Origin of the sequence: Rhodococcus sp. T2V, assembly GCF_029269925.1 — a bacterium.
GTDB lineage: Bacteria > Actinomycetota > Actinomycetes > Mycobacteriales > Mycobacteriaceae > Rhodococcus_F > Rhodococcus_F koreensis.
The window spans coordinates 1-25,024 of sequence record NZ_JARJBD010000011.1; the positions used below are offsets into that span (position 1 = coordinate 1).

At 67.8% G+C, this 25,024-nt stretch carries 24 protein-coding genes; 15 read left to right on the plus strand and 9 right to left on the minus strand.

Annotated features, from left to right (window positions below; genetic code table 11):
• The first annotated feature begins 300 nt into the window (after positions 1-300).
• Both P3H15_RS11975 and P3H15_RS11980 read left to right on the plus strand, forming a co-directional pair.
• Positions 301-960 carry a TetR/AcrR family transcriptional regulator gene (locus P3H15_RS11975; RefSeq protein WP_276137426.1) on the plus strand — a complete coding sequence of 220 codons (660 nt, stop codon included), beginning with the start codon at positions 301-303 and terminating at the stop codon, positions 958-960.
• Complete coding sequence (locus tag P3H15_RS11980) at positions 953-1,921, plus strand: helix-turn-helix domain-containing protein (RefSeq protein WP_276137427.1); 969 nt, start codon at positions 953-955, stop codon at positions 1,919-1,921. The genes P3H15_RS11975 and P3H15_RS11980 overlap by 8 nt, the downstream gene beginning before the upstream one ends.
• A 33-nt stretch (positions 1,922-1,954) precedes the next feature.
• Here the strand turns inward: P3H15_RS11980 and P3H15_RS11985 are convergent, their stop codons facing one another.
• Genes P3H15_RS11985 through P3H15_RS12000 form a run of 4 tightly spaced genes read right to left on the minus strand, consistent with a single transcriptional unit; the run spans position 1,955 to position 6,195 of the window.
• The gene (locus P3H15_RS11985) at positions 1,955-3,175 is read right to left on the minus strand and encodes an MFS transporter (protein ID WP_276137428.1); all 1,221 of its coding nucleotides are present in this window, start codon (positions 3,173-3,175) and stop codon (positions 1,955-1,957) included.
• A 34-nt stretch (positions 3,176-3,209) separates the two neighbouring features.
• A complete protein-coding gene (locus P3H15_RS11990) occupies positions 3,210-3,632 on the minus strand; it encodes an ester cyclase (protein ID WP_276137429.1) in 423 nt (140 codons plus the stop codon).
• Between the two features lie 46 nt (positions 3,633-3,678).
• Entirely contained in the window at positions 3,679-5,277 is a 1,599-nt protein-coding gene (locus P3H15_RS11995) for an amidohydrolase (RefSeq protein ID WP_276137430.1), read from the minus strand.
• 60 nt (positions 5,278-5,337) lie between these two features.
• Positions 5,338-6,195 (minus strand): SDR family NAD(P)-dependent oxidoreductase, encoded by an 858-nt coding sequence (locus P3H15_RS12000; RefSeq protein ID WP_276137431.1) that lies wholly within the window; start codon positions 6,193-6,195, stop codon positions 5,338-5,340.
• A 164-nt stretch (positions 6,196-6,359) separates the two neighbouring features.
• On the opposite strand from P3H15_RS12000, the gene P3H15_RS12005 reads away from it, so the two are divergent.
• From P3H15_RS12005 to P3H15_RS12025, 5 genes are all read left to right on the plus strand, one after another.
• A complete protein-coding gene (locus P3H15_RS12005; RefSeq protein WP_276137432.1) occupies positions 6,360-6,941 on the plus strand; it encodes a TetR/AcrR family transcriptional regulator in 582 nt (193 codons plus the stop codon).
• Between the two features lie 184 nt (positions 6,942-7,125).
• Positions 7,126-8,574, plus strand: a complete 1,449-nt coding sequence (locus P3H15_RS12010) for an aldehyde dehydrogenase (RefSeq protein WP_276137433.1) — start codon at positions 7,126-7,128, stop codon at positions 8,572-8,574.
• A gap of 56 nt (positions 8,575-8,630) precedes the next feature.
• On the plus strand, positions 8,631-9,458 hold the full coding sequence (locus P3H15_RS12015) for a MoaF C-terminal domain-containing protein (protein WP_276137434.1): 828 nt from the start codon (positions 8,631-8,633) through the stop codon (positions 9,456-9,458).
• Between the two features lie 88 nt (positions 9,459-9,546).
• Positions 9,547-11,007, plus strand: a complete 1,461-nt coding sequence (locus P3H15_RS12020) for an APC family permease (RefSeq protein ID WP_276137435.1) — start codon at positions 9,547-9,549, stop codon at positions 11,005-11,007.
• A 78-nt stretch (positions 11,008-11,085) separates the two neighbouring features.
• Positions 11,086-11,775, plus strand: a complete 690-nt coding sequence (locus P3H15_RS12025; protein WP_276137436.1) for a response regulator transcription factor — start codon at positions 11,086-11,088, stop codon at positions 11,773-11,775.
• A gap of 85 nt (positions 11,776-11,860) precedes the next feature.
• Here P3H15_RS12025 and P3H15_RS12030 read toward each other — a convergent pair whose 3' ends face one another.
• The gene (locus tag P3H15_RS12030) at positions 11,861-12,622 is read right to left on the minus strand and encodes an alpha/beta hydrolase (RefSeq protein WP_276137437.1); all 762 of its coding nucleotides are present in this window, start codon (positions 12,620-12,622) and stop codon (positions 11,861-11,863) included.
• A gap of 372 nt (positions 12,623-12,994) precedes the next feature.
• On the opposite strand from P3H15_RS12030, the gene P3H15_RS12035 reads away from it, so the two are divergent.
• The 8 genes from P3H15_RS12035 (at position 12,995) to P3H15_RS12070 (ending at position 20,877) form a co-directional block, all read left to right on the plus strand.
• The gene (locus P3H15_RS12035; RefSeq protein WP_276137438.1) at positions 12,995-14,356 is read left to right on the plus strand and encodes an NAD(P)-binding domain-containing protein; all 1,362 of its coding nucleotides are present in this window, start codon (positions 12,995-12,997) and stop codon (positions 14,354-14,356) included.
• Complete coding sequence (locus P3H15_RS12040; RefSeq protein WP_276137439.1) at positions 14,353-15,690, plus strand: TRAP transporter large permease subunit; 1,338 nt, start codon at positions 14,353-14,355, stop codon at positions 15,688-15,690. The genes P3H15_RS12035 and P3H15_RS12040 overlap by 4 nt, the downstream gene beginning before the upstream one ends.
• Before the next feature lie 19 nt (positions 15,691-15,709).
• Positions 15,710-15,985 (plus strand): hypothetical protein, encoded by a 276-nt coding sequence (locus P3H15_RS12045; RefSeq protein WP_276137440.1) that lies wholly within the window; start codon positions 15,710-15,712, stop codon positions 15,983-15,985.
• A gap of 8 nt (positions 15,986-15,993) precedes the next feature.
• Positions 15,994-16,977 carry a cyclase family protein gene (locus P3H15_RS12050; RefSeq protein ID WP_276137441.1) on the plus strand — a complete coding sequence of 328 codons (984 nt, stop codon included), beginning with the start codon at positions 15,994-15,996 and terminating at the stop codon, positions 16,975-16,977.
• 121 nt (positions 16,978-17,098) lie between these two features.
• Complete coding sequence (locus P3H15_RS12055; RefSeq protein ID WP_276137442.1) at positions 17,099-17,863, plus strand: IclR family transcriptional regulator; 765 nt, start codon at positions 17,099-17,101, stop codon at positions 17,861-17,863.
• An 84-nt stretch (positions 17,864-17,947) separates the two neighbouring features.
• Positions 17,948-18,733: an alpha/beta fold hydrolase gene (locus P3H15_RS12060; RefSeq protein WP_276137443.1), complete on the plus strand. Its 786-nt coding sequence runs from the start codon at positions 17,948-17,950 to the stop codon at positions 18,731-18,733.
• Between the two features lie 90 nt (positions 18,734-18,823).
• The gene (locus P3H15_RS12065) at positions 18,824-19,258 is read left to right on the plus strand and encodes a YciI family protein (RefSeq protein ID WP_206016180.1); all 435 of its coding nucleotides are present in this window, start codon (positions 18,824-18,826) and stop codon (positions 19,256-19,258) included.
• A 98-nt stretch (positions 19,259-19,356) separates the two neighbouring features.
• Positions 19,357-20,877: a carboxylesterase/lipase family protein gene (locus P3H15_RS12070; RefSeq protein ID WP_276137444.1), complete on the plus strand. Its 1,521-nt coding sequence runs from the start codon at positions 19,357-19,359 to the stop codon at positions 20,875-20,877.
• On the opposite strand, the gene P3H15_RS12075 is transcribed toward P3H15_RS12070, so the two are convergent.
• The 4 genes from P3H15_RS12075 to P3H15_RS12090 are packed head-to-tail and all read right to left on the minus strand — an operon-like array spanning position 20,810 to position 24,993.
• A complete protein-coding gene (locus P3H15_RS12075) occupies positions 20,810-22,084 on the minus strand; it encodes an MFS transporter (protein WP_276137445.1) in 1,275 nt (424 codons plus the stop codon). The two genes, P3H15_RS12070 and P3H15_RS12075, sit on opposite strands and share 68 nt — an antisense overlap.
• A 13-nt stretch (positions 22,085-22,097) precedes the next feature.
• Positions 22,098-22,883: an ABC transporter ATP-binding protein gene (locus P3H15_RS12080; protein WP_276137446.1), complete on the minus strand. Its 786-nt coding sequence runs from the start codon at positions 22,881-22,883 to the stop codon at positions 22,098-22,100.
• Positions 22,880-23,887: an iron ABC transporter permease gene (locus P3H15_RS12085; RefSeq protein WP_276137447.1), complete on the minus strand. Its 1,008-nt coding sequence runs from the start codon at positions 23,885-23,887 to the stop codon at positions 22,880-22,882. Before P3H15_RS12085 ends, P3H15_RS12080 begins: the two co-directional genes overlap by 4 nt.
• Positions 23,888-23,943: 56 nt before the next feature.
• Positions 23,944-24,993 carry an ABC transporter substrate-binding protein gene (locus P3H15_RS12090; RefSeq protein WP_276137448.1) on the minus strand — a complete coding sequence of 350 codons (1,050 nt, stop codon included), beginning with the start codon at positions 24,991-24,993 and terminating at the stop codon, positions 23,944-23,946.
• Positions 24,994-25,024 lie beyond the last annotated feature (31 nt).

The following is a 25,024-nucleotide window of genomic DNA, read 5'->3' on the forward strand; positions in this document are numbered from 1 at the left end:
GGGCGGCGGTGATTCCGGCGAATCCACCGCCGACGACGATCACGTCGGTGTCGTAATGCATGTCAGTACTCCTGAGAAGTGAAGGACGAATTCGTTGCCGCGGCAGCGGGTCGGGCGAGCGCGGGTGCCATGGGGGTTTCCGCCCGGGCCGAGAACTGTCCATCTGGACAGCAGTGATCTATGGCACATAGAATGCACCTCGTGGAGAAACTGGTCAAGTGGACAGGGAGAAATTTCTTCGCAGGGTCCGGAACGGCCCAGGTTGGCGACGACCGCGTACAGAATCGGAGAATGACCACGATGAGCAGCTCGCAGGAAGACCCCGCCCGTCAGGCGCCCCGCTACGGAGAGGGCCGCATCGCCCTCCTGTCGGCGGCCGTGCGTGTGGTCGCCGAGCAGGGACTCCGGAAATTGACGTACCGGGCGGTGGCGCGCGAGGCCGGCGTCGCTCACGGGTTGGTGGCCCATCACTTCGGCTCTCGCGACGCGCTCCTCGAAGCGGCGCTGCAGTTCTCCCTGGACAACAGCGTGACCTCCATCAGCACCCGTCCGGGAAGTGGTGATCTCGACGCCGTCTTCGCCGGGTTGGTGACGATGGTGGAGAACAACCCCGACGATCAAGCCTTCCAGTACGAGCTGATCCTCGAGTGCCGACGCCGGCCGGAACTGCGCCCGTACGTCGAGTCGATCTACCAGGCGTACATCGACGGGCTCCAGTTCGAGCTCGAATGCGCCGGGATGGACCCCGACCCCGCCTTGAGTCACCTGATCTATGCGGCCGCCGACGGCCTGGTTTTCCATCAGATCACGATCGGCTGCCCCGAGTTGACCGAACGATCCCTCACGCATCTGCGAGCCCTGCTCCGGCAGAGCAGATCCGGGCGAGAAGTATCGCCGTCCTCGTCGAAGCCGGCGGAGCACCTGCACTCCGGTTTCGAGGAGCGAGTCAACTATGGGTGAGATCGTCGAACGTCGGACTCGATCCGTCGATCTCGACACGTTCCGAGCGTCGGTGATCGACAGCTTCGTCCCCCTGGAGACGTCGATTGCCCCGGACACCGATTTCGAGGGCTACATCCACGGCACCTCCCTCGGTCAGGTCCAGGTTGCGGAGGTCGTCGCGTCGGCGCACACCGTGCGCCGCACCCCGAGGACGATCCGCGCGAGCGATCCGGGTTTCTACAAGGTGGGGTTGCAGGTCCGCGGCTACTGCGTGCTGACGCAGGACGACCGTGAGGCCGCGTTGACGCCGGGTGACTTCGCGATCTACGACACGACGAGGCCCTATCAACTCTCGTTCGACGATCGGTTCCGGATGCTGGTCATGATGTTCCCGCGTGAGCTGCTGCGGGTCCCGCCTACAGGAATAGCGGAGCTCACGGCGCGGAGGATCTCCGGCCGCCAGGGCATGGGCGCGCTGGTCGCCCCGTTCGTCAAGGATCTGGGGGAGCGGGTCTTCGATACCGCGCCCGCGGTGGCGGTGCATCTCAACGACGCGGTCCTCGATGTCCTCGCCGCGGCATTTGCCGAACAGCTGCAGATCACCGACAGTCTGTCGCTCGAATCGCGGCACACGGCGCTCCGCGTTCGGGTCGGTTCGTTCATCGAGGATCACCTGTCGGATCCGGGCCTCGATACGACGATGGTCGCTGCCGCGCATCATATTTCGGTGCGGCATCTGCAGAAGATCTTCGAGGCGGACGGCACCCCCGTGGGCGGGTGGATCCGGGAACGCCGACTCGAGCAGTGTCGGCGAGATCTCCTCGACCCGCGACTTTGCCACCTCCCGGTGGCCGCCGTGGGAGCGCGCTGGGGGTTCTCCGACCCGGCGCACTTCTCGAGGTTGTTCAAGACCCGTTTCGGAGTCACCGCCGGCCGCTATCGGTCTGCCGGCGGTGCCCTCGATCAGGCTCTCGACTGAAAGTGCTTGTTCAGCAGCATTGTTTGTTGTCCGCTACTCGGCCATCTGCGGAACCGGGGTGGTGACGACAGGCGCGGCGATCCGCCGGGGTTGCGCCGCCATGATCAGTGCCAGCGACAGGACCAGTCCCGCAGCACTGACTGCGATCAATGTTCCGTATCCGCCTGCGCTCTCGACGAGGCGGCCTCCCATGAACGGGCCGATCGCGAAGCCGCCGCCGATTGCGATGTTGGCGAGGTTCACCACGCGCCCCGACCGGTCCAGGCCAGACAGGGTGGACATGATGTAGGGGAGGATGAACGTCCAGGTGAACTTGAAAAGGAGTGCTGCAACGGTGAACCGGAGTAGTATGGGCATTCCGGCGAGCAGGCAGACCGACAGCGTCATCGCCACGTACCCGACGAGGAGGTTGGTTCTCGTGCTCGGCCGGGCGCCCAGGACAGTGGCCAGTGCAGAACCGGCGATACCCAGGATCGTGGCGATCGACAGGATCGAACTCGAGGTTTCGGTGCCGATGGTGGATGCAGCGGCAACGCCGCCGACGAACGTCCAGATTCCGCTGAGGCTCACGTAGAAGGCGAGCACGGCGACGAGTCCGAGTGCGGCGCGCAGTACATAGTTGCGCGGCGGTCCGGCCTCGTCGTCGCCCGCGTGGTCGGCCGTGACGTTGCGCTCCGGCAGGAATCGTGCGAGCGGCAGAGCGAGGATCATCAGCACGGCGAGGGTCCAGTACACGACGCCGATTCCGAAGGTGTCGAAGAAATGCGGAAGCACCGCCAATCCGACTGCTCCGAAGGACAATTGTCCCATCACCCACAGTCCGTACACGCGGTTGCGGTCGCGGGTCTGTGCGGCGAGCGACATGCACAGGACCATCAGCGACCCGCCCGCGAGGGAGGTGAGAAAGCGTACGGCGAGTAGGGTGCCGTAGTCGTCGATGTACGCGGAGCCGACGTTGCCGGCGATGAAGATCACGCCGAAGATCGTGGACATCGTCCGGATGTCGAATCTCTTCATCCACCACAGTGCGGGGATCGAGGCGAAGCTCATCGCACCGAGTTCGGCAGAGAACAAGTCACCCGTCTGCGAGGGATTCAGTCCCAGCTGAAGTTGGAGCTGACTGGCCACGGCAGGAGCCATGAGCAGGAGAGTGCCGACAACGGAGGAGAAGAGAACGATCAGTGCCACGCGTCCCCTGGAGTTGGGATCGGTGCTGTCGAAGGGGGTGCGTCGACCGTCGAGAGTGTGGGGCATCTGGTGGTCCTTCGTGATTGGGGGAAGTGCGGATTCACTGCAGTCCGAGCTGGGTGAGAACGGTGAGCTGATCCCAATACCGCCGGGTCGAAGTGATCCGGCCGTTCTCGACCCGGTGGATGTCGCAGAAGGGAACCGACAGTGTGCGACCGGTGGGGCGGATGTCGTCTCCGTCCGGGGTCGGGAGGGGGCCGGTGTGGGTGCCGACGGCGACGAACTCCGTGACGACCAGACCGTCGCCCCCGGCGAAGGTCAGCTTCTCGCACGTTCCGTCGCGGAACGGCCCGTCCCAATGCCGGTAGTTGTCCGCCATCCCGTCGTGGCCGGCATGGACCTCTCCGGTGGGCAGATTCGTCCAGGTCGCGTCCGGGGTGAACGAATCGACCCAGGCCGTGATGTCTCGGGTGTTCCACGCCTCGTACAAGGCTGCGACGGTGTCGAAATCAAGGTTGGACACGGTGAGTCCTCCAGTGTTGGTCCACAGTCGGAAGGGGGTAGTGCGCTCAGGGCCGATGCAGATCGGCGGCGGTCGATGCCTCGGCGTCGAAGACGGTGCGCCCCTCGAAAAGGGTCCGCAGCACCTGCGTCGATCCGACCTGCTCGGTCGGGACATCGAAGATGTTGCGGTCGAGCACGATCAGGTCGCCGGACTTCCCGGGGGTGATCGTGCCCTGCGCGTGGTCGCGACCGACGACCTGTGCGCCGCCGAGGGTCATCAGGTGCACGGCGGTGGTCAGATCGACGGCCTCGTCTCCGCGCTGCAGCATGCCCTGCAGGGCGGGGAACAGGTTCGGATTCGGCGTGATGATCCAGTCCGAGCCGATGGTCATCGTGGCGCCCGAGTCGAGGATGGTGCGGAACTTGAATGCATCGTCGTGCCCGGGAATGTCGAGATGCCAGATTGCGGGCGACATCTCGGCGATCACGTCGAGCTGGCTGAATCGCTTGTAGTCGTCGTCGTGGATGAACGGGCAATGCGCGATCTCGTGGGCCGGACCGTGCGTGCCGTTGGTCTGGCGGACGTTTGCGAAGGCGTCGAGTGCGGCGCGCACGGAACCCGCACCGGCGCAGTGGATTTTCACCGACAGCCCTGCCGCGTCGAATCCGCGGAGCACCTCGGTGAGTTGATCTTCGTCGACGAGAATGTTGGTGGGGTCGACGGTGCCGTGGGCGTCGAGGTCCGCCTGGGTCATGTGCGGTGGCAGGGGTGATCCGTCGAGCCAGATCTTGATGCGTCCGGTATCCAGATGTTCACTGGTGAACGTCGCCCGTTCGGCGATGGTGCGGTCGAGTTCGGCGGTATCGGCCATGCCGAAACCCTCCTCCTTCCAGACCAGGTGTGCGGCAACGTGCAAGTTCAGTGCGCCGTCCCGGTCGAGGTCCCGGTAGGCCGCAAGCGCCTGCGGAGACGCGGAGGCCTCCTGGACGGACGTGATGCCGTACCGATGGCACACCGACGCCGCCCAGGCGACCGCGTCACGATAGATGTCGGCACGGTAATCGGACATGGCGCGCATGACGGGCCAGCGGGCTTGCTCGACGAGTTCCCCGGTCAACTCGTTCGTCCCTTCCCGGCGGACCAGTCGGCCACCAGGTGGGTCCACCGAGTCGTCGGAGAGCCCCGCGAGGTCGAGTGCGGTGGAGTTGGCCAGGGCGTGGTGAATGGTGTAGTCGTACAGGAACACCGGCTGATCAGGAAACGCTTCGTCGAGGAATTTGCGGTCCAGTTCTCCCGCGGCGAAGTCGGCGGGAACGAACTCGCCGCCGACGATCCACGGCTGCACGTCCTCGTCGACGAGTTCGGCGCATCTGCAGTGACCGAGGTCGTGCACGATCTCCTTCGGGGAGCCACCCGGTGTCAGGCGGGCCTCGTAGCGAAACTTCAACCCGCTGAACAGCAGATGGGTGTGGGCATCGTGCAGTCCGGGCATCGCCATGCGGCCGTCGAGGTCGACGAATTCGGTACCGTCCGGGGCGGCGTCACGGACGTCGTCGTCGGACCCGACGACCGTGAAGACGCCGTTGTCGACCAGAACGGCCTGCACCCAGGGTGCGGCCGGGTCGACGGTGTAGATGCGGCCGTTGAGCAACGCGGTAGGCATCGGTTCTTCTTTCGATCGTGGGTAGGGGGCGTCGATTCGAGCAGTTCGCACTGTGGTCCGTCAGGGCGTGGGGACGGCGAGCGAGAATCGTGGGTCGAGGGCGACGGTGCCGACGTCGACCGCGCTGTGCCCGCCGTCCACCGGCAGCACGGCGGCGTTGACATAGGAGGCGGCGGGGGAGAGCAGCCACGCAATCGTGGCGGCAACTTCGGCGGCATACGCGGGCCGAGGCAACGGGACGAGTGCGGAGGCGAGGCGATAGGCCTGCTCCGCGTCGAGTCCGCGTTCACCGCCGAGTTCGGCCATTTCCTCGTCGGCCATCTCGGTGCGGGTCCAACCGGGGCAGACGACGTTGGCGCGCACTCCTCGCGGCCCGTAGTCGACGGCGACCGACTGCAGCAGCATGCTCAGTCCCGCCTTGGTGGCGTTGTAGCCGGGGGTTCCGCCCGAGGCGCGCAGCCCGCTGACCGAGGACACCCCGACTACTGCCCCGCTGCTCCTGACGAGGTGCGGCAGGGCGGTGTGCAGCAGGCGGTAGGGGGCGGTGAGGTTGGTCTCGACCATCGCCGCCCAATCGCTGTCGGACAATTCGCCGACCGGCCCGGGGCGGACGACTCCGGCGTTGAGGACCAGTCCGTCCAGGCGCCCGAAACGGGTGGCGGTGCTCTCGACGAGGCGGGCTACGGCGGCCTTGTCGGTGGTGTCGGTGACGATCGGATGTGCCCCGGTGGCGTCGGCCACCCGCGCGAGGGCGCCGGCCCGCCGCCCGCAGATCACCACCGACCAGCCCGCGGCAGTGAGCGACTGCGCGGTGGCGGCACCGATCCCGCTCCCGCCGCCGGTGACTATGGCGACTGCGCCGGACGCCTCCCGGTCAGCGAGCGTGGCCTGCGGTTCGTAGTCCGCTGTATTCGTCATGGTGGGGGTCCTTCTGCGTGCCGAGGGCATTGGTGCGGTCGAAGCGAACCGCTGGCGAAGAGGAGTCAAATATCCAGATGGATAGATGTGATCGGTGGCACAAATATGCCCCGTGCTGTACAACTAGTCAAGTGGATAGATGAAAAGAATCCTGGAGGACTCCGATGACCGCTGTTACGTCCACGCCGGGTCGGAGTTCGCCGATGTACGGCGAGGGCAGACAGGCACTGCTCGCCGCCGCCGTCCACGTCGTCGCCGCCCAGGGGCTGCGAAATCTGACCTACCGGGCCGTCGCCCGCGAGGCGAACGTCACGCACGGCCTGGTCGCCCACCACTTCGGCAGCCGGGACGCCCTGCTCGAGGCCGCCCTGCAGTATTCCGTCGAAAACAGTGTCACCTCGATCAGCACCCGGCCGGGCACCGGTGACGTCGATGCGATCTTCGCCGGATTGATCGAGATGGTCGTCGTCAACCCCGACGAGCAGGCGTTCCAGTACGAATTGATCCTCGAATCGCGTCGGCGTCCCGAACTACGTTCGCACGTCGAGTCTCTGTACGGCACATATCGGCAGGCCCTCCGTGAGGAGTTGGCGCACGGCGGAATCGACTGCGACGAGGCGATGGCTCAGCTGTTCATCGCGGCCGCCGACGGGCTGATATTTCAGCAGATCACCCTCGACCGCCCTGAACTCAACGAGGCCGCGCTCGAGCACCTGCGCCGGTTTCTGCGCACACTCGTCGAGTGAGGTGCGGGACCCGTGCTCCCCCAAATGGTTTCTGGTGAATCTCTCGATTGACTTGCCGCCGCCGAAAGTGTGCGGGATTAGTCAATGCTTGTACGGACTTCGGCAATGCATTCCCACGGATCCCGGAGCAGAGTGAGACTCACGTCACGTGACCTGGTCACGAGTATTTCGAGGAGTTCTCACAATGGATGTGCGCGAGCAGTTGCTGATCGACGGCCGGTGGATTCCGGCCCGGTCCGGTGCCGAGTTCAAGACCTACGATCCGGCGACGGGTGAGCCTCTGGGCACGGTCGCCGACGCCGGCGCAGCCGACGTGGACGCCGCGGTCGCGGCGGCGCGGCAGGCGCTGACCGACCCGGCGTGGAAGGCACTGGTGCCCGCCGCCCGCGCACGGCTGCTGTGGAAGGTCGCCGACCTGATCGAGCAGCACGCGGACGAACTCGCCGAACTCGAAACGCGCGACCAGGGCCAGCCGCTCGGGGTCGCGAAGACCGTCAGCCTCACCATGGCCGCCGAGGTCTTCCGCTACTACGCCGGCTGGTGCACCAAGATCGAGGGCAGGAACTCGGCGGTGTCGATCCCCAACACGATGCACTACACCCGCCGCGAACCGGTCGGCGTGTGCGCGCTGATCACCCCGTGGAACTTCCCGCTGATGATCGCCGCCTGGAAGCTGGCTCCGGCGCTGGCCTGCGGCAACACGGTGATCCTCAAGCCCGCCGAACAGACGCCGCTGAGCACCGTGTTCCTGGCGAAGCTGTGCGTGGACGCCGGGTTCCCGCCCGGAGTCGTGAACTGCCTGACCGGTGGCCCCGAGGCGGGCAAGGCCCTCACCGAGCACGCCGACGTCGACAAGGTGTCGTTCACCGGGTCGACCGCGGTCGGTAAGCAGATCGTCGTCGCGGCCTCGGGCAACCTCAAGCGCGTCACCCTCGAACTCGGCGGCAAGGCGCCGAGTGTCATTGCGCGAGATGCGGATATCGACGCAGCGGTCGCGGGGAACCTACAGGGCGCCCTGCTCAACAGCGGTCAGGTGTGTGCGGCCTACACGCGGTTCTTCGTCGACTCGAAGAGAGTGGACGAGTTCACCGAGAAGATCGCCGCCGCGGCGAGCGTGCTGCCGATCGGTCCCGGAATGTCGCCCGAGACGGTGATCGGCCCGCTGGCCTCGCCCGAGCACGCCGACCACGTCGAGCGGCTGGTCAACGCCGGTGTCGCCGAGGGCGCGCAGTTGGTGACCGGCGGCAGCCGCGTCGGCGGAGAGTTGTCCGGCGGGAACTTCTTCGCGCCCACCGTGTTCTCGGGTGTGCGGGACGACATGACCATCGCCCGGGAGGAGATCTTCGGGCCGGTGCTGTCGATCCTGTCCTACGACGACGCCGACGAGCTCGCCGCCCGCGCCAACGACACCGATTACGGTCTGGCCGCCTGCATCTGGACCAAGGACCTCGAGTTGGCGCACAACCTCGCCGCGTCGATCCACGCCGGCAGTGTCTTCGTCAACATGCTGCCGTTCCTCGATCCCGCCGCCCCGTGGGGCGGATTCGGTTCTAGCGGATGGGGCCGGGAGATGAGCTCCAACGCCATCGACGAATTCACCGAGACCAAGGGCGTCTGGGTCAACCTCGGCTGACCCGGCCCCGAACGCCCACCGGAAATCCCTCCACAGATTCAAGGACACCTGACACCATGAGCACCTCCACTACCTCGGCCTTCAGCTGGAACAAGGACGACTGGGCCTCGCTGAGCGAGATGGCCGACGGCTTCGACGAATACCGGCCCGCCTACAGCCGCGCCCTCGACGGCCGGGAACTCACCCTGAACGCCCGCTTCGTGGATTCGGGTGACGAGTTCACCCTCACCCACGCATTTTCCGAAGCAGCACTGAGCTGGCGCACCGGCGAGCAGGCCGGCACCGAGACCTACGAACTGTTCGAGATGCAACCCGGACTGTTCTACCTGCACTACCGGCGCAGCGGCGAGGACCACCCGGTCGTCGTCAGCGCGGCGCTCGATCTGACCACCGGTCAGGTCACCGGCGCGGTCGGCGAACTCGGACTCGGCCCCAACCCCCACCTCGCCCGCCAGCGGTGGTTCCAGGGCCAGATCGCCGGCAGCGCCGCCACCGCGGCCGACGCCCACGAGCCGACCGACGAGCTGATCGGGCGCCGGGTGCGCTACGCCTACAGCGGCGACGACGTCTACGACCACGTCTACCTCAACGAGAACCTCTTCACCTGGCTGTGCATCGGCGGCGCCGAGCTGGGTGTGGGTGACACCGACAGCTGCACCTACTGGAAGCTGCGCGAGAACACGTACCTGTTCTCCTGGCTGGAGAAGAACGTCGGCGTCGAGGGCATGGTCCTGGTCGACCTGAACGCCCTTCGCACCGTCGGCATCCAATTCGGCATCGACCAGCAGAGCGGTGACCTGGTCAACATCACCATGGGCTCGTACGCGCGCGAATTCGAACGCACCCCGTCCGTCGACGACGCTCGTCCCGGACCCACGGCCTGACGCGGATCCGTCCGCCAACTGTCAACCACGAACACGCCGCGACACCCACCCCGTACTACCCCGCGAATGTCTTTCTTCGGAGGCTCCAATGTCCACTCCTCCCCACCAGGCCGTCCCGCCACAGAACACCGGTCACAACGAGCCCCCCGGGGAGGGGCGGGCGGGGTTGCGGGCCGGCAGGCTCGGGGTTGCGGCGATCGTGTTCTTCGTCGTCGCCGCAGTCGCCCCGATGGCCGCGATCGTCGGCGCCTCTCCCGTCGTCTTCTCCGTCAACGGCGTCGCCGCCCCCGCGACGTATCTGCTGGCGGCCCTGTTGTTCGTCGTCTTCTCCGTGGGGTATGTGACGATGAGCCGGCACATCACCAATGCCGGCGGCTTCGTCGCGTACATCGCGCAGGGATTCGGGCCGCGGCTGGCCACTGCCGCCGCCGGGCTGGCCATCCTGGCCTACACGGCGCTGCAGGCGGCCCTGTGGTCCCAGTACTCAGTGTTCGCGCAACAGTTGATCACCGACAAACTCGGGGTCGACGTGCCGGCGTGGGTGCTGCTGTTCGCCACCTTGGCCGTGGTCACCGCACTCACCGTCCGCGGTGTCGACGTCAGCCTGAAGGTACTGGGGCTGCTCGTGTTGCTCGAGGTCGCCGCCTTCGTCGTCCTGGACGTCGCGATCATTTTCGGGGGCGGCGTCTCGGGGAACTCGCTGGCGGCCTTCGATCCGTCCGCGCTGGTCGGTCCCGGGCTCGGTGTGGCATTCCTGTTCTGCATCACCTGCTTCACCGGTTTCGAGGCCACCGTCGTCTTCTCCGAGGAGGCGAAGGACCCACACCGCACCATCCCCCGCGCCGTGTACACCTCGATCGCGTTCATCGGCGTCTTCTACGCCCTGACGACCTGGGCGCTGGGCAACTCGGTCGGCGCGGACGCCGTCCAGGCCGCCGCCACCGACGACCCGGCCGGATTCGTGTTCGCCATCGCCGAGTCCGAAGTCGGTGCCTGGTTGAGCACGGTGATGGAAATCCTGGTGGTGACCAGTTTCATCGCCATGCTCATCGGCTTCCAGAACATGTTCTCCCGCTACCTCTATGCGCTGGGACGAGCGAAGGTGCTGCCGCACCGCCTCGGTGAAGCCAACGCCAACACCGGCACCCCCGCTGCGGCCGCCTTGGTCGTCGGCATCGTGCTCGCGATCATCCTCGCCGCCTTCGAACTCGCCGGCGCGGACCCGATCACCGTCACCTTCAGCTGGTTGCTGTCCCTGGGCACCGTCTCGCTCATCGTGATCCTCGCCCTCACCTCGGCGTCGATCATCGCCTTCTTCGCCCGCACCCGCCTGGAGACGAGCATCTGGAAAACCACGGTGGCACCCGCCGGCGCACTCCTCGGATTCGCGGTGGTCGTGTGGCTCGCCGTGCAGAACTACGACGTCCTGCTCAGCGGACAGGGCGGCGTCGCACGATGGCTGCTGCTGCTGATCCCGCTCTGCGCGGCACTGGGATTCGGCTGGGCGGCACTACGCCCACACATCGACTACCAAGCCGAACTCGTCTGACACTCACCCCCACTCCGCCGCCCACACAGTCGCGGCCGTGCCCCAGCCGGCACCCACACACCATCTCGGACATCGCGAATGACCTCACCGCTCACTCCTGCCTCGACACCAGCGATCATCCTCGCCCTCCCGCCACACGGTGAGGCGTCACTCATCACCCGGCTCTCAGCCGACGCCGGCTTCCGCGTGATCCGCGGAGCAGCCGTGCAGTCCACGCCTGAGCGACCCGATGTCGTCATCATCGACTCCCGAGTCCCGTGTTTCGACGGCCTCGCGGCCGTAGGGGCGGTCAGAATTACAGAACCGGGCATCGGCATCGTGGCGATCGCCGGACCGCAACCGACCGACTCCGACAGCGTGTGCGAACTCCTCGAGGCCGGCGCCGACGACGTCTTGATTGCCCCGGTTGTCCACGATGAAGCCATCGCCCGGCTACGCGCGTTGCTCCGGCGCCTCGCACCCCCGGTACCGAATCCGTCACACCCCGCGTACATCACCCTGGACACTGCGCGCAGGGCAGCCGAAATACACGACGCCCGAATTCTCCTGACCAGAACCGAATTCGAACTGATGGGCATCCTCACCGAGAACGCGGGCCGTGTCGTCAGCCGCCCACACCTCCTCCGTACCGTCTGGGGCTATCCCGGCGAAGCCCGCACCAACGTACTCAACATGTGCGTCAGCTCGTTGCGCCGCAAGCTCGCATCGAGCGGCATCCCGCCCCTCATCCACACCGTCCGCGGGATCGGCTTCACACTGCACGCCTGATCCACGCCGGGCTTCGTGCGGATCCGGAAGCGCGACATCGGTATCGGCGGCCGAGCTGGGTGTCCGGCCGCCGATACCGGTCACGTCAGGCCGGTGCCGCGCCGGCCCGGCGGAGGTGGCGGGCGAAGAACCGGGCCGAGCTGTCACGCTCGTACTCGGGCACCTGGTTGTACCCGCCCGGGTGGGCGTGCAGTGTCTTTTCCCTCGAGGCGAGGGCGTCGAACAACGCGAGACCGGCTCGGCGGTCGATGTATTCGTCGTCCCACGGAATCCGGTACTCGACCGGGACGGTGATCTTTCGTGCCGTCTCGATCAGAGCGTCGTCCACGAAGACCGCACCGATACTCAGGGCAGCGATCCGGGGTTCGACCGACGCCAACATCAGCCCGGTCACGACACCCAATGTCATGCCGCCGTAGCCGATCGGCACTTCGGTGCCGATCTCGGGCAGCGCTTGCAGTGCATCGAGGGTTTCCTGCCATTCCGGCACCGCACGCTCCGCGAGCGACGCGTTGTAGTCGATGACGATCGGGGCGATCGGCTCGCCCGCCGCCCGGGCCTGATGGATCGCGTCGCCCCACCGTTGATCCTGAGGGTTCCGCGGCCGGTCACCGTGTCCGGGCGCGTCGATGGCGGCGACGGTGTACCCGTAGGTGGTCACGCAGTGGAGTGCGCCGGCCACCAGTCCCGGCGCCTTCTTGTGCATGCCGCCGCTGTGCCCCGACAGCAGCAGCGGTGCGCCGACTGTTCCGGATGCGGGCGACCAGAGCACGCCGGTGATCTCGCCCAGGGTGAAGGTTCGTTCGATGACACCGTTCGACGATGTCGTCTCAGAGGTGAAGTGCATGGTGTTGCCTTTCGGGATTGCCTTGTTGTCGAGGCGCTCCCGGCGACACCTACGTCGATCGCCCGGCCGTGAAGAGGGGGAGCACCCACCTGCGTACTGCGTTCATGGGTCTCACCTCCTCGCTCGAAGTCACGGTCCTCCGAACGTTAGCAGTGCGGGCGTCGCGCCCGCCAACCATTTTCCGGCCGCCCCGTCGGGTCTCACGACCGTGTCCCCGCAATCGCTGACATGCCGAAATGGCGCGTGGCCTGTGGTGCCCGCGCCTTGTTCCCTCCGACTTCTCGGGAGCTGTGGCGCCTTGACAACCACCGCCCTCTGTGACCACGATTACTACATCACGTGATAGACGTTATCACAGTATGAGAGGAAATCATGAAGGTCGCTGTTCTCGGGCTCGGTGAAGCCGGAAGTCTCTACTCGTCGGGATTCCTCGCGAAGGGCTGGGAGGTGACCGGCTTCGACCCGGCAGACACCGCCACCCCGGCGGGGGTGCTGCGCTTCGACGCCGTCGCCGACGCCGTCCGGGGCGCGGATCTCGTGCTCAGCCTGACCAGTGCGAAGGTGGCAGTGCGGGCCGCCACCGACGCAGCCCCCCATCTGGCGGACGACGTCTGCTACGCGGACATGAATGCGGCCGCGGCACACATCAAGGCGCAGGTTGCAGAGGTGGTCACCGCGGCCGGTGCCTCGTTCGCCGACGTCGCGGTGGTCGGGTCGGTTCCCGCACACGGCGCGCGTACCGCGCTGGTGATCAGTGGCAGCGGATCTGCCTCCGCTGCTGCGTATTTCGAGGAACTCGGTGCCTCGGTCGAGGACATCGGCGGTGCTCCCGGGGACGCCTCGAACCGCAAGCTGCTGCGCAGCACGTTCATGAAGGGCCTGGGCGCGTTGATCGTCGAATCGGTCGATGCGGGGACCGCCGCGGACGCCGAGCAGTGGGTGCGTGCGCAGATCGCCGGCGAGCTGTCCGGCAGTTTCTCCGCGCTCGACCGGTTGCGGGACGGCACTCGCAAGCACGCCGCGCGCCGGGCGGTGGAGGCGGCGGCCTCGGTGGAACTTCTCGACATCCTCCACGTGCGCCCGGTCCTCGCGTCCGCCACGGCACAGGTGCACCGCACCCTGGCCGATGCGAACGGCCGCGCCGCCGACGAACTGCTCGACTCCTACGCCGGGCTTCCGGTCGCCAACATCGGCGACGCCCGCCAGCGCATGGGAATGGTCGATTCGGGTATCCACGCAATGTGGAAGGGTGCACGTATCGTCGGTCGCGCCCGCACGGTGTGGACCCGCGCCGGTGACAACAAGGCGCTGCACGAGGCGCTGGCGAAGGTGCAGCCGGGTGAGGTGATCGTCATCAACGGACAGGGCGACCAGAATCGGGCCCTGATGGGTGAACTGATCGCCGAACGCGCCCGCTCTCGCGGCTGCGTCGGCATGATCATCGACGGCGCCGCCCGCGACATCGACGTCCTCCGGGAAATCGGGTTCGGCGTCTGGGCCCGCGCGGTCAACCCGGCAGGCCCCTACAAGGACGGCCCCGGCAAGATCGACGTCCCGGTCGCGGTCGGTGGTGTCGTCTGCGCGCCCGGTGACCTGGTCGTCGCCGACGACGACGGCGTCATCATCGTCCCGGCTGCCGAAGCCTTTACCAGCCTCGCCGGTGGCCGCGCGGTCGAAGCCGACGAGGCGCAGCGCCGCGCCGCGATCATCGCCGCCCGCAAGGTCGCGTCATGATCGCCATCTGGGCGTTGCTGGCGTTCATCGCCTCCATCGTCTTCTGGAATGCGGTCCTCAAACGCAACATCGGCGAGTCGATGATCGTCGGGTTCGTCGTCGTCGGCGCGTTCGCCGGTCGCGACGCTCCGAAATACATGTGGGACGGCTTCGTCGACTCGATGCAGGAGGAAGTGACGTTCGCCGGTTTGGCGTTCATCTTCATGAGTTTCATCCTCGCGAAGACGCCGGTGCTGGACCGGCTCATCGACATCCTCAACTCCTTCCTGGGACGGCTGCGCGGCGGCCCGATCTACACCTCCACCGTCGCCGGCGGCATGTTCGGTGCCATCGCCCACGTCGGGGCCTCCGTCACCGCCGCGGTCGGCTCGGTCACCGTGCCGTGGATGAAACGCTCCGGCGTCAGCGGTGAACTGTCCGCCACCGTCGTCGCCGGCTGCGCCGGTATGGGCGTGACGTTCCCGTTCAGTGCCACCATGTTCATCCTGGTCGGATCCAGCACCGTCACCGGCATGATGGCCGCCGACGACATCATCGTTCCGCTCGCGATCGCCGGCCTCTGGTGCCTCGGCTACCGGCTCGTGCTGAGCTACTACCTGGTGCGCAAGAACGGCCTGCAGCCGATCGCCCCCGAGGACCGGATCCCGGTGAAACGGAGTCTGCGCGTCGGCTGGACCTCGCTGTTGCTGTTCGTCCCGATCCTGATCCCGCTGCTGCTCACCCGCGGGCCGATCGCCGCCCCCATCGCGCACTACACCGACCTGGTGATGTCGAGCGCCTTGAGCCTGATCACCTGGATCCCGGTCCTGATGATCCTGCTGGTGCTCTTCCTCGGCCGCCGACACCTGCCCAAGACCACCACGGGCTGGTGGAAGGTCCTCGGCGACGCGGCACCCCAGTTCGGCGTCATCGGCATCACCATCGTCGCCGCGTTCTCCGCTTCGGCGGTGCTGGCCAAGCTGAAGCTGCCTCAGCAGCTGACCGCGATGCTCGAAAGCCTCAGCGCACCGTCCTGGTTGATGGCGATCCTCGTCGGCGTCATCATCGTCATCATCGCGATCCCGCTGACTGCCTCCGCCACCATGGCCTCGGTCGGCCCCGTCGCCGTCGCCGCACTGGTCGGCACCGGCATCGCCGCCCCCGTCGCCGCGGCCGCCGTCCTGGTGTTCGCGTCCACCGAAGGCGCCTCCCCGCCGTCGGGCGCCCCGATCTACGTCGCCTCCGGCATCGCCCGGATCGACCCGTCGAAGATCTTCATGCCACTGCTGAAGTACTACTGCGTTCCCATCCTCGGCATCGGAGTGCTCATCGCCCTCGGCCTCCTCCCCGTCTGATCCCGCGACAGGACACGTCATGTTCCAGAAAAGCTTCTCCATCCTCTTCCGCATCAGCGTCTTCGCGTTCCTGCTCGGCGGACTGGCGATCGTGCTCGGCCAGACCGTCGGCCTGATCCTCGGTGACGGCCACATCGTCACCCACGTCGAGGAACTCCTCGCCCCCTACGCCTACGGATCCGCCGGCATCGCGGGCCTCCTGGCCTTCGTGCTGTCGTACTTCCACCACGGCGGAGAGGAGGACGCCCTCGGAAACGAGGACTCTCCCGCCCGCGCCCCCGAGCACGTCGGATGACCAGGCCCGTGAGCACGATCGGTGCCGACTCCACCTACGCCGAGCTGTGTTCCCGCTCAGACGGGGCACCGGCGGGGTCCAGTTGGGGAATCTTCGAGAACCGGGACCGGGGGACGGCGAACTTTGCCGGCCCCGGGCAGGTCCGCGCCGCCGCGGAACTCGTCCGCCGCGGAGCCGTGTTCGCCCTCGACCATCCGCTCGGCGCGTTCGATCCGCCGATGGCGCGGTCGCGCACGGCGCCGAAGCACACCATCGTCTCCGCGCACGCCGAATCCCGCGACGACCTGCTCGACGGGTTCTACCTGCAGGCCAGCAGCCACCTCGACGGGCTGCGCCACCGACGGGTGTCCGGACACGGCTTCTACGACGGCACCCCCGACGACCAGGTCACCGAGAACGCTCCTGCTCTCGGGATCCAGGCCTGGTCACAAGATCCGATCGTCGGCCGCGGACTGCTCCTCGACCTCGAGGGGTTGTTCGCGGACCGGGGCGCCCCACTCGATCACGTTCGCGGACCGGCGGTCGAGGCCGCCGACCTCGACGCCGCCCTCGACCGCCAGAACAGCCGGATCCAGGACGGAGATCTGATCCTCGTCCACACCGGATGGGCGCACTGGTACCTGACCGCCACCGACGACCAGCGCAACGAGGTCCGCGCGGGTCGCCGCTCCACCGGCTTCGCGCAGAGTCGCGAACTCGCACGATGGTTGTGGGACAACAAGATCGCCCTGTTCGGCACCGACACCTTCGCCGTCGAAGTCCTGCCCGTCCTCCCCGGCAGTCCCTTCGCCGAGTCCGCTCCCGAGGACGCCGGCATGATGCACCAGGAACTGATCGGCAAACTCGGCGTCCCACTCGGCGAACTGTGGAACCTCACGGCCCTCGTCGAGGACAGCCGGCGCACCGGTACCTGGGACGCCCTCGTCACCGTGAAACCGCTCAACTTCGTCGGTGGCGTGGGTTCACCGTGCAACGCGACCGCCATCCGCTGACCGTTCTCGCACAATGATAAGTTCGATCGAAAGCGTGGTACTTCGCCTCAGGTGAGTGGCGATGTGCGTAGGCGCGCACATCGCCACTCACCTGAGATGGTCTCGACCCGGAGGGGGCGCAATGGCGGCACCGACAAACAACATGCGTTCCCTGGACCGCGCGTTCGACGTCCTCGGCGTCCTGCAGGACGCCAAGCAGCCGCTGCGATTGAGTGAGGTCGCCCGGCATGCCTCCCTGCACGTCGCCACCGTCCAGCGCATCCTCGGGGTGCTCCTCGACCGCGGCTACGCAGCGCGGATCGGCGACACCTACACCGCCGGGCCCGCCGCGCTGGCCGTCGCCCACGCGTTCATGGTCACCAACCCGCTCAGCGTCCTCGCCCAGCCCACGCTGCAACAACTCGCCGCCAACACCGGGTTCACCGCGTCGATGTACGTGCGGGTCGAAAACTCGCGGGTCCTGATCGCCCGAGTCGAAAGCGAACATCCGCTCAGCTACGTACTTCCCGTCGGCGAGCGCCTCCCGCTGTACCTCGGCGGCGCCGGCAAGACCATCCTCGCTCACCTCGACGCCGAGGAAGTCGAGACGATCCTCGCCGGCATCGGCGACGTCCCCCTCGCCGGCGGCGGCACACTGCGGAAGGACGAACTGCCCGCCCAGCTCGACAAGATCCGCAGCGACGGCTTCGCGGTCTCGGTCAGCGAACGCCTCTTCGGCATCGTCTCCGTCACCGCTCCCGTCCGGGCCGCCGACGGCACCCTCGTCGCCGTCCTCGGCGTCACCGGACCCACCGACGCCCTCGACGACGCCCAGATCGCCCACCTGATCCCCGAAGTCCGTCGCGCCGCCACCACCCTCGGCGCACGGGTACCGGTCACCGGCTAGCGGAACTCTCCACCCGCAGTTCCCGCGCGGCCCGTGTGGACGGCGCGGATCGGCGAGGACGCCGTGGATCGTTAGTGTGTTGCCATGGAGCGCCGGATCGACGAAGCCGTGGTCCATTGGGTCGAGCACGGTAGTGGTGTGCCGATTGTCGCCCTGCACGGCGCCGGCGTGGATCATCGTGAGATCGAGGCGGCGATCGAGGCCGTCGTCCCGGGCACGGGGTACCGGCGGATCTACCCGGACCTGCCGGGGATGGGCCTGTCGACAGCGGACGGGCTGACCTGCAACGACGATGTGGTGACGCTGCTCGGCGACTTCGTCGACGGCCTCGGGGCGGGCCCGGTGATGCTGGTGGGGCATTCGTACGGCGCCTATTTGGCTCGTGGTGTGGCCGCGCAGCGCCCTGAGGTCGTGCTCGGACTGGCGTTGGTGTGTCCGGTCGGCGAGCGGTCGCGAAACGTGTCCGACCACACCGTGGTTCGTCAGGCCGCCGATGCCTACGACGAACTCGACCGCGCGCAGTGGGCGGGGTTCGACGAGTATTTCGTCGTGCGTACTCGGGCCACCGCTCGCCGCTACCGCGACCATGTGGTGCCGGGTTCGACGCTCGTCGACGAGGAGGCGCTCGGACGTATCTTCGCCGGGTGGGCGGTCGACGTCGGGTCGGGTGTGTTCCCGGGGCCGACGGTGATCGTGGCCGGCAGGCGCGATTCGGTCGCCGGGTACGCCGACGCGTGCGAATTGCTCGAGCGCTATCCGCACGCCGCCCTGGCTGTCGTCGAGGACGCCGGTCATGCGCTCGTGCACGAGCGGCCCGCACTGCTCGCCGCGCTGCTCGGCGACTGGCTCGATCGCCTCGATCGAAAATAGTTCCGGAGGCGATGTCGAGAACCGGTGATCGGCTCCGTCCCTGGGGTGAATGCGGCCAGAATGGGTCGCACCCGTACCGAGGAGAACACGATGGCCAAGTACCTTCTGCTCAAGCACTACCGCGGCGCGCCGGCGGCGGTCAACGACGTGCCGATGGCCGAGTGGACGCCGGAGGAGATCTCGGCGCACGTGCAGTACATGCAGGATTTCGCGACCAAGCTGGAGGGGACCGGGGAGTTCGTCGACGGTCAGGCGCTTGCTCCCGAGGGGACGTTCGTCCGCTACGACGGTGAGGGACGGCCGCCGGTCACCGACGGCCCGTTCGCGGAGACGAAGGACCTGATCGCGGGCTGGATGGTGATCGACGTCGAATCCCACGAGCGGGCGCTCGAACTGGCCGGCGAGCTGTCGGCGGCGCCGGGTGCGGGCGGGAAGCCGATCCACGAATGGCTCGAGCTGCGACCGTTCCTGTCCGCGCCCCCGACCATCTCCGACTGCCACGGTGGATCGGGCCTCGAGGCCTGACAGTTCCGGCCGGCATCGAAGCCCCGTGGCAGGCTGGGTCGAGGGGAACCGATTCGGACGACCCCCTCGGCCTGGCCACACGAAAGGGGACGTCGCTGATGACCGTCCGTACCGTGCACGTAGAGGCGGGGCGACTCTCCGGTGACCACACCGACGGGGTCGCCCGCTTCCTGGGAATCCCGTACGCGGCAGCTCCGGCGGGCGAACGCCGATTCGCACCGCCGGCCCCCGCCGAACGCTGGTCGGGGACCAGGCACGCCACCGGTTACGGCGCGACCGCACCACAGCCGCAATTGCATCCCACTCAGGCGTGTCTGGCGCCGCTGGTCGGACCCGGATGGGTAACCGGAGACGGCAACTACCTCAATCTCAACGTCTGGACACCCGACCCCGGCACGAACGGGCTCCCGGTGATGGTCTACCTCCACGGCGGCGGGTTCATGATCGGCTCGGGTGCCGCCCCGGCGTTCGACGGCACCGCGTTCGCGCACGACGGCGTCGTCCTGGTCACCGTCAACTACCGACTCGGCGCGGAGGGCTTCCTCGCGCTGCCCGGCGAGACCACGAACATCGGATTGCGCGACCAGATCGCGGCACTGCACTGGGTTCGCGACAACATCGCCGGGTTCGGTGGGGACCCGGACAACGTCACCGTCTTCGGTGAATCGGCGGGCGGCACCTCGATCGCGTTCCTGCTGCACTCCCCGCCGGCCGCCGGACTGTTCCGGCGTGCGATCGTCCAGAGCGGACACGACGAGATGGCCCGCCCGCTCGCGCTCACCGAAGAACTCACGAAAGCAGTCGCCGCCCGGCTCGGAACCTCCCCGACCGCGGACGCATTCCGGGCATGCTCTGCCCTCGACCTGCTGCGCGCGCAGGGTGCCCTGCTCAGAACCGCACCTCGCCCAGACCTGCGCGACGACAACGGTTTCGACCCGGGCCACGGACGCGCACTGTTCCTCCCCACCACGGGAGACGACGTCCTCCCCGACCCGGTCGGGGTCCCGAGCACCCACGCGCGCGGCGTCGAGCTGTTGATCGGCACGACACTCGAGGAAGCCAACCTCGGTTTCGGTGCCGACGCGTTCGCCGCCTTCGACGCGGCTGACGCCGTCGCCGAACTGGCCGCCACCTACCCCGATGCCGAAGCGCTCCTGGAACGACACCGTCTCCACGACCCGGCCGTCACCCCCGCGCAGGCACTCACCGCCGCCTACACGGACCTGATGTTCCGGTCGCCGAGCCGCCGCACCGCGCGCCGTCACCCCGGCCCCGCTTACGTCTACGAATTCGCATGGCGATCACCACTGCACGGCGCCGCACACGGCCTCGACGTTCCCTTCGTCTTCGGCACCACACAGGCATGCCGCGGCCTCATCGGCGACGACGCACCCGGCGCCCTCACCCGCGCGATGCACCGAACCTGGCTCGACTTCGCAGCGCACGGGGATCCCGGCTGGCCCACCTACGACATCGCCGGACAAGCGATGACATTCGACGCCGACCCCCGACTCGGCGACGACACCGCTCCCGACGACATCGGCGCCGGATTCAGTCGGTGGTCTCTTCCCGTCGGCGAGCGGGAAACACGACACGAACGGTCAGTGCGCTTCCGGTGAGGAGTGCTCCGACAGCGCACCACGGTGCGGCGAGGGGCCACCCGGTGGACGGCACGGAGTCGATCAGGGCGCCGAGGACGACGGATCCCAGCAGGACGGCGGCTCCGCCGATGGACGCGAACACGCCGTAGTACGTTCCGAGCCGGCGGCCGGAGGCCATGCGGGCAATCGCATCTCGTGCGACGGGCATGGCGATCATCTGGCCGAGTGCGAGCAGGAGCACGAAGGCGGCGGGTGGAATCAGTCCGGGTATCCCGCGGGGTTGGGCGGGGACGGCGACGGCCATGACGGCGAAACCGGCGGCTATGACGGCGAGGCCGAGAGGTAGTGCGCCGTGGGTGTGCGCCCGTTTCGTGATGGGCAGTTGGGCGGCGACGACGAATACCGAGGACAGGGCGAAGAACCAGCCGAGCGGCGACTGCGAGCCCCAGGCCCGCTCCACCTCCAGCGGCAGCAGCAGGTACAGCTGGTTGTACGCGACCAACTGCGTGCTCATCGCCGCGGCGAAGAGGAGGAATGGCCTGTTTCCGAGAACTTCCCGCCAGCCGTCGCGCCAGCTGTCGGTGGCGTGGGCGCCGGGCCCGGACGGCAGCCACCGCAGGTGCGCGAGCAGGATCGCGGCGAATACCCCGGCTGCGGCGAGGCACGCGGCCGCGAAGTCGGCGATCAGCAGCAGTATCGATCCGACGAGCGGCCCGGTGAACGACCCGATCTGCCCGCACACGGTGAACAGCGCAAACGCGTCCACCCGGGACCGTCCCCCGTCGTCGGTGCGGCCGGCGGCGGTGGCGAGCGCCGATTCGACAGCGGGCGAGAACAGGGCGCCCGCGAACCCGGTCAGGACGGTCGCGACCACGATCCCGGGCACCGACGTGCACAGGGCCAACCCGGCGAAACCGAGGATGCGGCAGGCGCAACCCGTGAGGACCACCGGTTTGACGCCCCAGCGGTCGGCGAGCGAACCGCCGACGAAGAACAGCCCCTGCTGCGAGAAGGTGCGGAGACCGAGCACGGCGCCGACGAACGCCGCCCGCAGACCGAGATCCTCGAACAGGTACACCGACAGGTAGGGCAGCACCATGAAGAAGCCGACGTTGAACGCGAGTTGGGTGAGGACGAGCAGCCGGACCTCCGGGGTCGCCGCGGCCAGACTGCTCAGCAGCGACCATCGACCCACGAAGCGCCTGCGGGTGTCCGTCTCCGTCACGAGTCGTCGTTCCTCAGTGGACGGGAACGGGAACCGGACCCGGCTCGAACAGGATGGACAACCGCCCCTTGGCCTCGTCGACGAGTACCTCGGCCCGGACGTTGTACACCTGGGCGATCAGGTCCGACGTCAGCACGTCGGCGGGGGTTCCGCCGGCGACGACGCGACCCTCCTTCAGCACGATGACGGTGTCGCAGAACATGGCGGCGAGATTGAGGTCGTGCAGGGCGATCACGCTCGTGACCGGCAGCCGCGTGACGAGCGAGAGCAACTCCAGCTGGTGATGGATGTCGAGGTGATTGGTCGGCTCGTCGAGGAGCAGCTCGCGCGGTTGTTGCGCCAGGGCACGGGCGATCTGCACTCGTTGCTTCTCGCCGCCGGACAGTCTGTGCCAGAGACGATCCGCCTTCGCCGCGAGGCCGGTGTGCTCGAGAGCGTCGGCGACGGAGGCCTCGTCGGCGGCCGGGTTGCCGCCGAACGTTCCGCGGTGCGGGATGCGTCCGAGTCGCACCACGTCGCGCACGCTGATGTCGACATCGGTGTCGGCGTGCTGGCTCACGACGGCGACGGCGCGCGCAATGTCCTTGCGACGCACGGTGGTGAGGTCGTCGCCGTCGAGGGTCACGACACCCGAGGTAGGGCGGACGACGCCGTTCAGCAGGCGCAGGAGCGAGGACTTGCCGGATCCGTTGGGTCCGAGCAGACCCACCGTCGCACCCTGTTCCGGTGTGACGGTGACACCGTCGACGACCAGTGCGCCCCCACGATTCCAGGTGACGCCGTCTGCGTGGAGTGTCACTGGGTTCTCCTTCGCCGGGACAGGATGACGATGAACGCGGGAACGCCGACGAGGGCGGTGCCGACACCCACCGGCAGCGGTGTGGGTGCGAACGCGACCCGGGAGACGGCGTCCACCCACACCATGAAGACGGCGCCCATCACCGCGGTCGCCGGGATCAGCCGACTGTGTGTGGGGCCCACGAGGAATCGTGCGGCGTGGGGGAGTACCAGTCCGACGAAGCCGATCGCCCCGGCGACGCTGACGAGGGTCGCGGTGATGATCGCCGTGACCACCAGCAGCAGGAGGCGGACCTTGCCGACCGCGACGCCGAGCGACGCTGCCACCTCGTCGCCGAAGGAGAAGGCGTCGAGGACGTACGCGTAGCGCAGACACAGGGCGGTGCCGGCGAACACGACGATCGCGCACAGGGTCACGTCGTCCCAGCGGACCCCCTCGAGGGAGCCGAGTAGCCAGAACATCACGCCGCGGGTCTCGTCGGAATCGGCGAACGCGAAGATGACGAACGACGTGAGCGCCGAGAACAATTGGGTGCTCGCGACGCCCGCGAGGATGACGCGGTCGTTGTTGCCGCCGGAGATGTGGGCGAGCAGCAACACCAGTCCGAACGCGACCAGTGCGCCGATGAATGCGCCTCCGGACAGTCCGAGCGCGGCGCCGCCGACCCCGAGCACACCCACCACCACCGCGCCGGTCGACGCACCCGACGAGATCCCCAGGACGAACGGGTCGGCGAGGGGATTGCGCAGCAGCGACTGCGTGATGACGCCGCAGAGTCCGAGTCCGGCGCCGCACGCGGCGGCGACCAGTGCCCGGGGCAGGCGCTCCTCCCACACGATCGCGTTCTTCGACAGCCGCACCGGAATATCCGCGAGCCCCAGGTGATTGAGCAGCACGTCGCGGACGTTGACCAGTGAGACGTCCGCCGGTCCGAGCGTGACCGCGACGAGAATCGACAGTCCGAGCGCGACGATCCCGCCGGCCGCGATCAGGGTCCCGAACACCCACCGCCGCCGAACCGGTGCGGGGACACCGGTGTCGGGGTGGTCGAGGGTGGCGGTCAGGACGGGACCTTCTGATCGCGCAGGCCGGCAGCGACCTTCTCGAGGCCGTCGACCGCGCGGATGGACGGGTTCATCTCGGCGCCGTGCAGGGCGATGTACCGCTTGTTGCGCACCGCGTCGAGGTTCTGCGTCACCGGATCGGATTCGAGGAAGGCGATCTTGTCCGCCAGCAGGTCGCCGGGGAAGCGGTTGCGGAGCAGGTCGCCGAGGATCAGGACGTCCGGGTTCCGTTCCACCACGATCTCCCAGCCCACGGGCGACCAGTCGTCGGTGAGGTCGGAGAAGACGTTGGTGGCACCGACGGAGCGGGCGAGGAGGCTCGCGGACCCCAGACCGCCGGCCACGTACGGACTCTTGGTGTCGGCGAACCAGAATGCCGTCGACGCAGTCGACTTCTCGATGGACGCCAGTGCGGCGGCTTCTCGTTCTTTCAATTCGTCGATCAGCTGTGTGCCGCGCTCGGTCACGTCGAACACCGCCGCGAGCTCACCGATTTCCTGGTACAGCGCGTCCATCGTCAGCGGGTTCGTGCGTGTGCCGCCGCCGTTGATGCTGACCCCGTTGTCGCAGTCGGTGGGAGAGAGGTACGACTCGACTCCGGTCTCGGCGAACCGGGTGCGCTCCGCCACGCCGCCCTGCTTGAAATGCCGGCCGAACGACGCCGTCACGAAGTCGGGATCGGCGTCGAGGACCACCTCGTAGGTCGGGGCGTTGTCCGCGAGCCGCGGCACCGACGCGTTGGCCTCCGCGAGATTCTCGCGGATCGGGTCCGTCCACGACGCCGTGCCCACCAGCCGGTCGGCGAGGCCGAGCGACAGCAGGATTTCGGTCGAACCCTGGTCCAGTGACACCACCCGCTGCGGTGCGGCGTCGACGGTGACCTGCTGTCCGCAGTTGTCGAGGACGAGGGGGTAGCTCGTGCTGCCCTCGCCGGCCCCGGCGGTGCCGGCGTCGTCGACGGTTTCGGATTGCCCACAGGCGGCCAGGGTGCTCGCCAGTACTGCAGTGATGGCCACGAGGCCGATTCGGCCCACGGATGTTCTCACGCTCGTCATGCTTTCTGTTCGTCCAGGATCA

Bases quoted from the DNA above. Each gene is read 5' to 3' on its own strand.
- P3H15_RS12060 (WP_276137443.1), top strand. From the start codon at position 17,948: ATGGAGCGCCGGATCGACGAAGCCGTGGTCCATTGGGTCGAGCACGGT.
- P3H15_RS12025 (WP_276137436.1), top strand. From the start codon at position 11,086: ATGACCTCACCGCTCACTCCTGCCTCGACACCAGCGATCATCCTCGCC.
- P3H15_RS12015 (WP_276137434.1), top strand. From the start codon at position 8,631: ATGAGCACCTCCACTACCTCGGCCTTCAGCTGGAACAAGGACGACTGG.
- P3H15_RS11975 (WP_276137426.1), top strand. From the start codon at position 301: ATGAGCAGCTCGCAGGAAGACCCCGCCCGTCAGGCGCCCCGCTACGGA.
- P3H15_RS12030 (WP_276137437.1), bottom strand. From the start codon at position 12,622: ATGCACTTCACCTCTGAGACGACATCGTCGAACGGTGTCATCGAACGA.
- P3H15_RS12040 (WP_276137439.1), top strand. From the start codon at position 14,353: ATGATCGCCATCTGGGCGTTGCTGGCGTTCATCGCCTCCATCGTCTTC.
- P3H15_RS12070 (WP_276137444.1), top strand. From the start codon at position 19,357: ATGACCGTCCGTACCGTGCACGTAGAGGCGGGGCGACTCTCCGGTGAC.
- P3H15_RS12045 (WP_276137440.1), top strand. From the start codon at position 15,710: ATGTTCCAGAAAAGCTTCTCCATCCTCTTCCGCATCAGCGTCTTCGCG.
- P3H15_RS11980 (WP_276137427.1), top strand. From the start codon at position 953: ATGGGTGAGATCGTCGAACGTCGGACTCGATCCGTCGATCTCGACACG.
- P3H15_RS12055 (WP_276137442.1), top strand. From the start codon at position 17,099: ATGGCGGCACCGACAAACAACATGCGTTCCCTGGACCGCGCGTTCGAC.
- P3H15_RS12005 (WP_276137432.1), top strand. From the start codon at position 6,360: ATGACCGCTGTTACGTCCACGCCGGGTCGGAGTTCGCCGATGTACGGC.
- P3H15_RS12000 (WP_276137431.1), bottom strand. From the start codon at position 6,195: ATGACGAATACAGCGGACTACGAACCGCAGGCCACGCTCGCTGACCGG.
- P3H15_RS12065 (WP_206016180.1), top strand. From the start codon at position 18,824: ATGGCCAAGTACCTTCTGCTCAAGCACTACCGCGGCGCGCCGGCGGCG.
- P3H15_RS12010 (WP_276137433.1), top strand. From the start codon at position 7,126: ATGGATGTGCGCGAGCAGTTGCTGATCGACGGCCGGTGGATTCCGGCC.
- P3H15_RS12035 (WP_276137438.1), top strand. From the start codon at position 12,995: ATGAAGGTCGCTGTTCTCGGGCTCGGTGAAGCCGGAAGTCTCTACTCG.
- P3H15_RS11985 (WP_276137428.1), bottom strand. From the start codon at position 3,175: ATGCCCCACACTCTCGACGGTCGACGCACCCCCTTCGACAGCACCGAT.
- P3H15_RS11995 (WP_276137430.1), bottom strand. From the start codon at position 5,277: ATGCCTACCGCGTTGCTCAACGGCCGCATCTACACCGTCGACCCGGCC.
- P3H15_RS12020 (WP_276137435.1), top strand. From the start codon at position 9,547: ATGTCCACTCCTCCCCACCAGGCCGTCCCGCCACAGAACACCGGTCAC.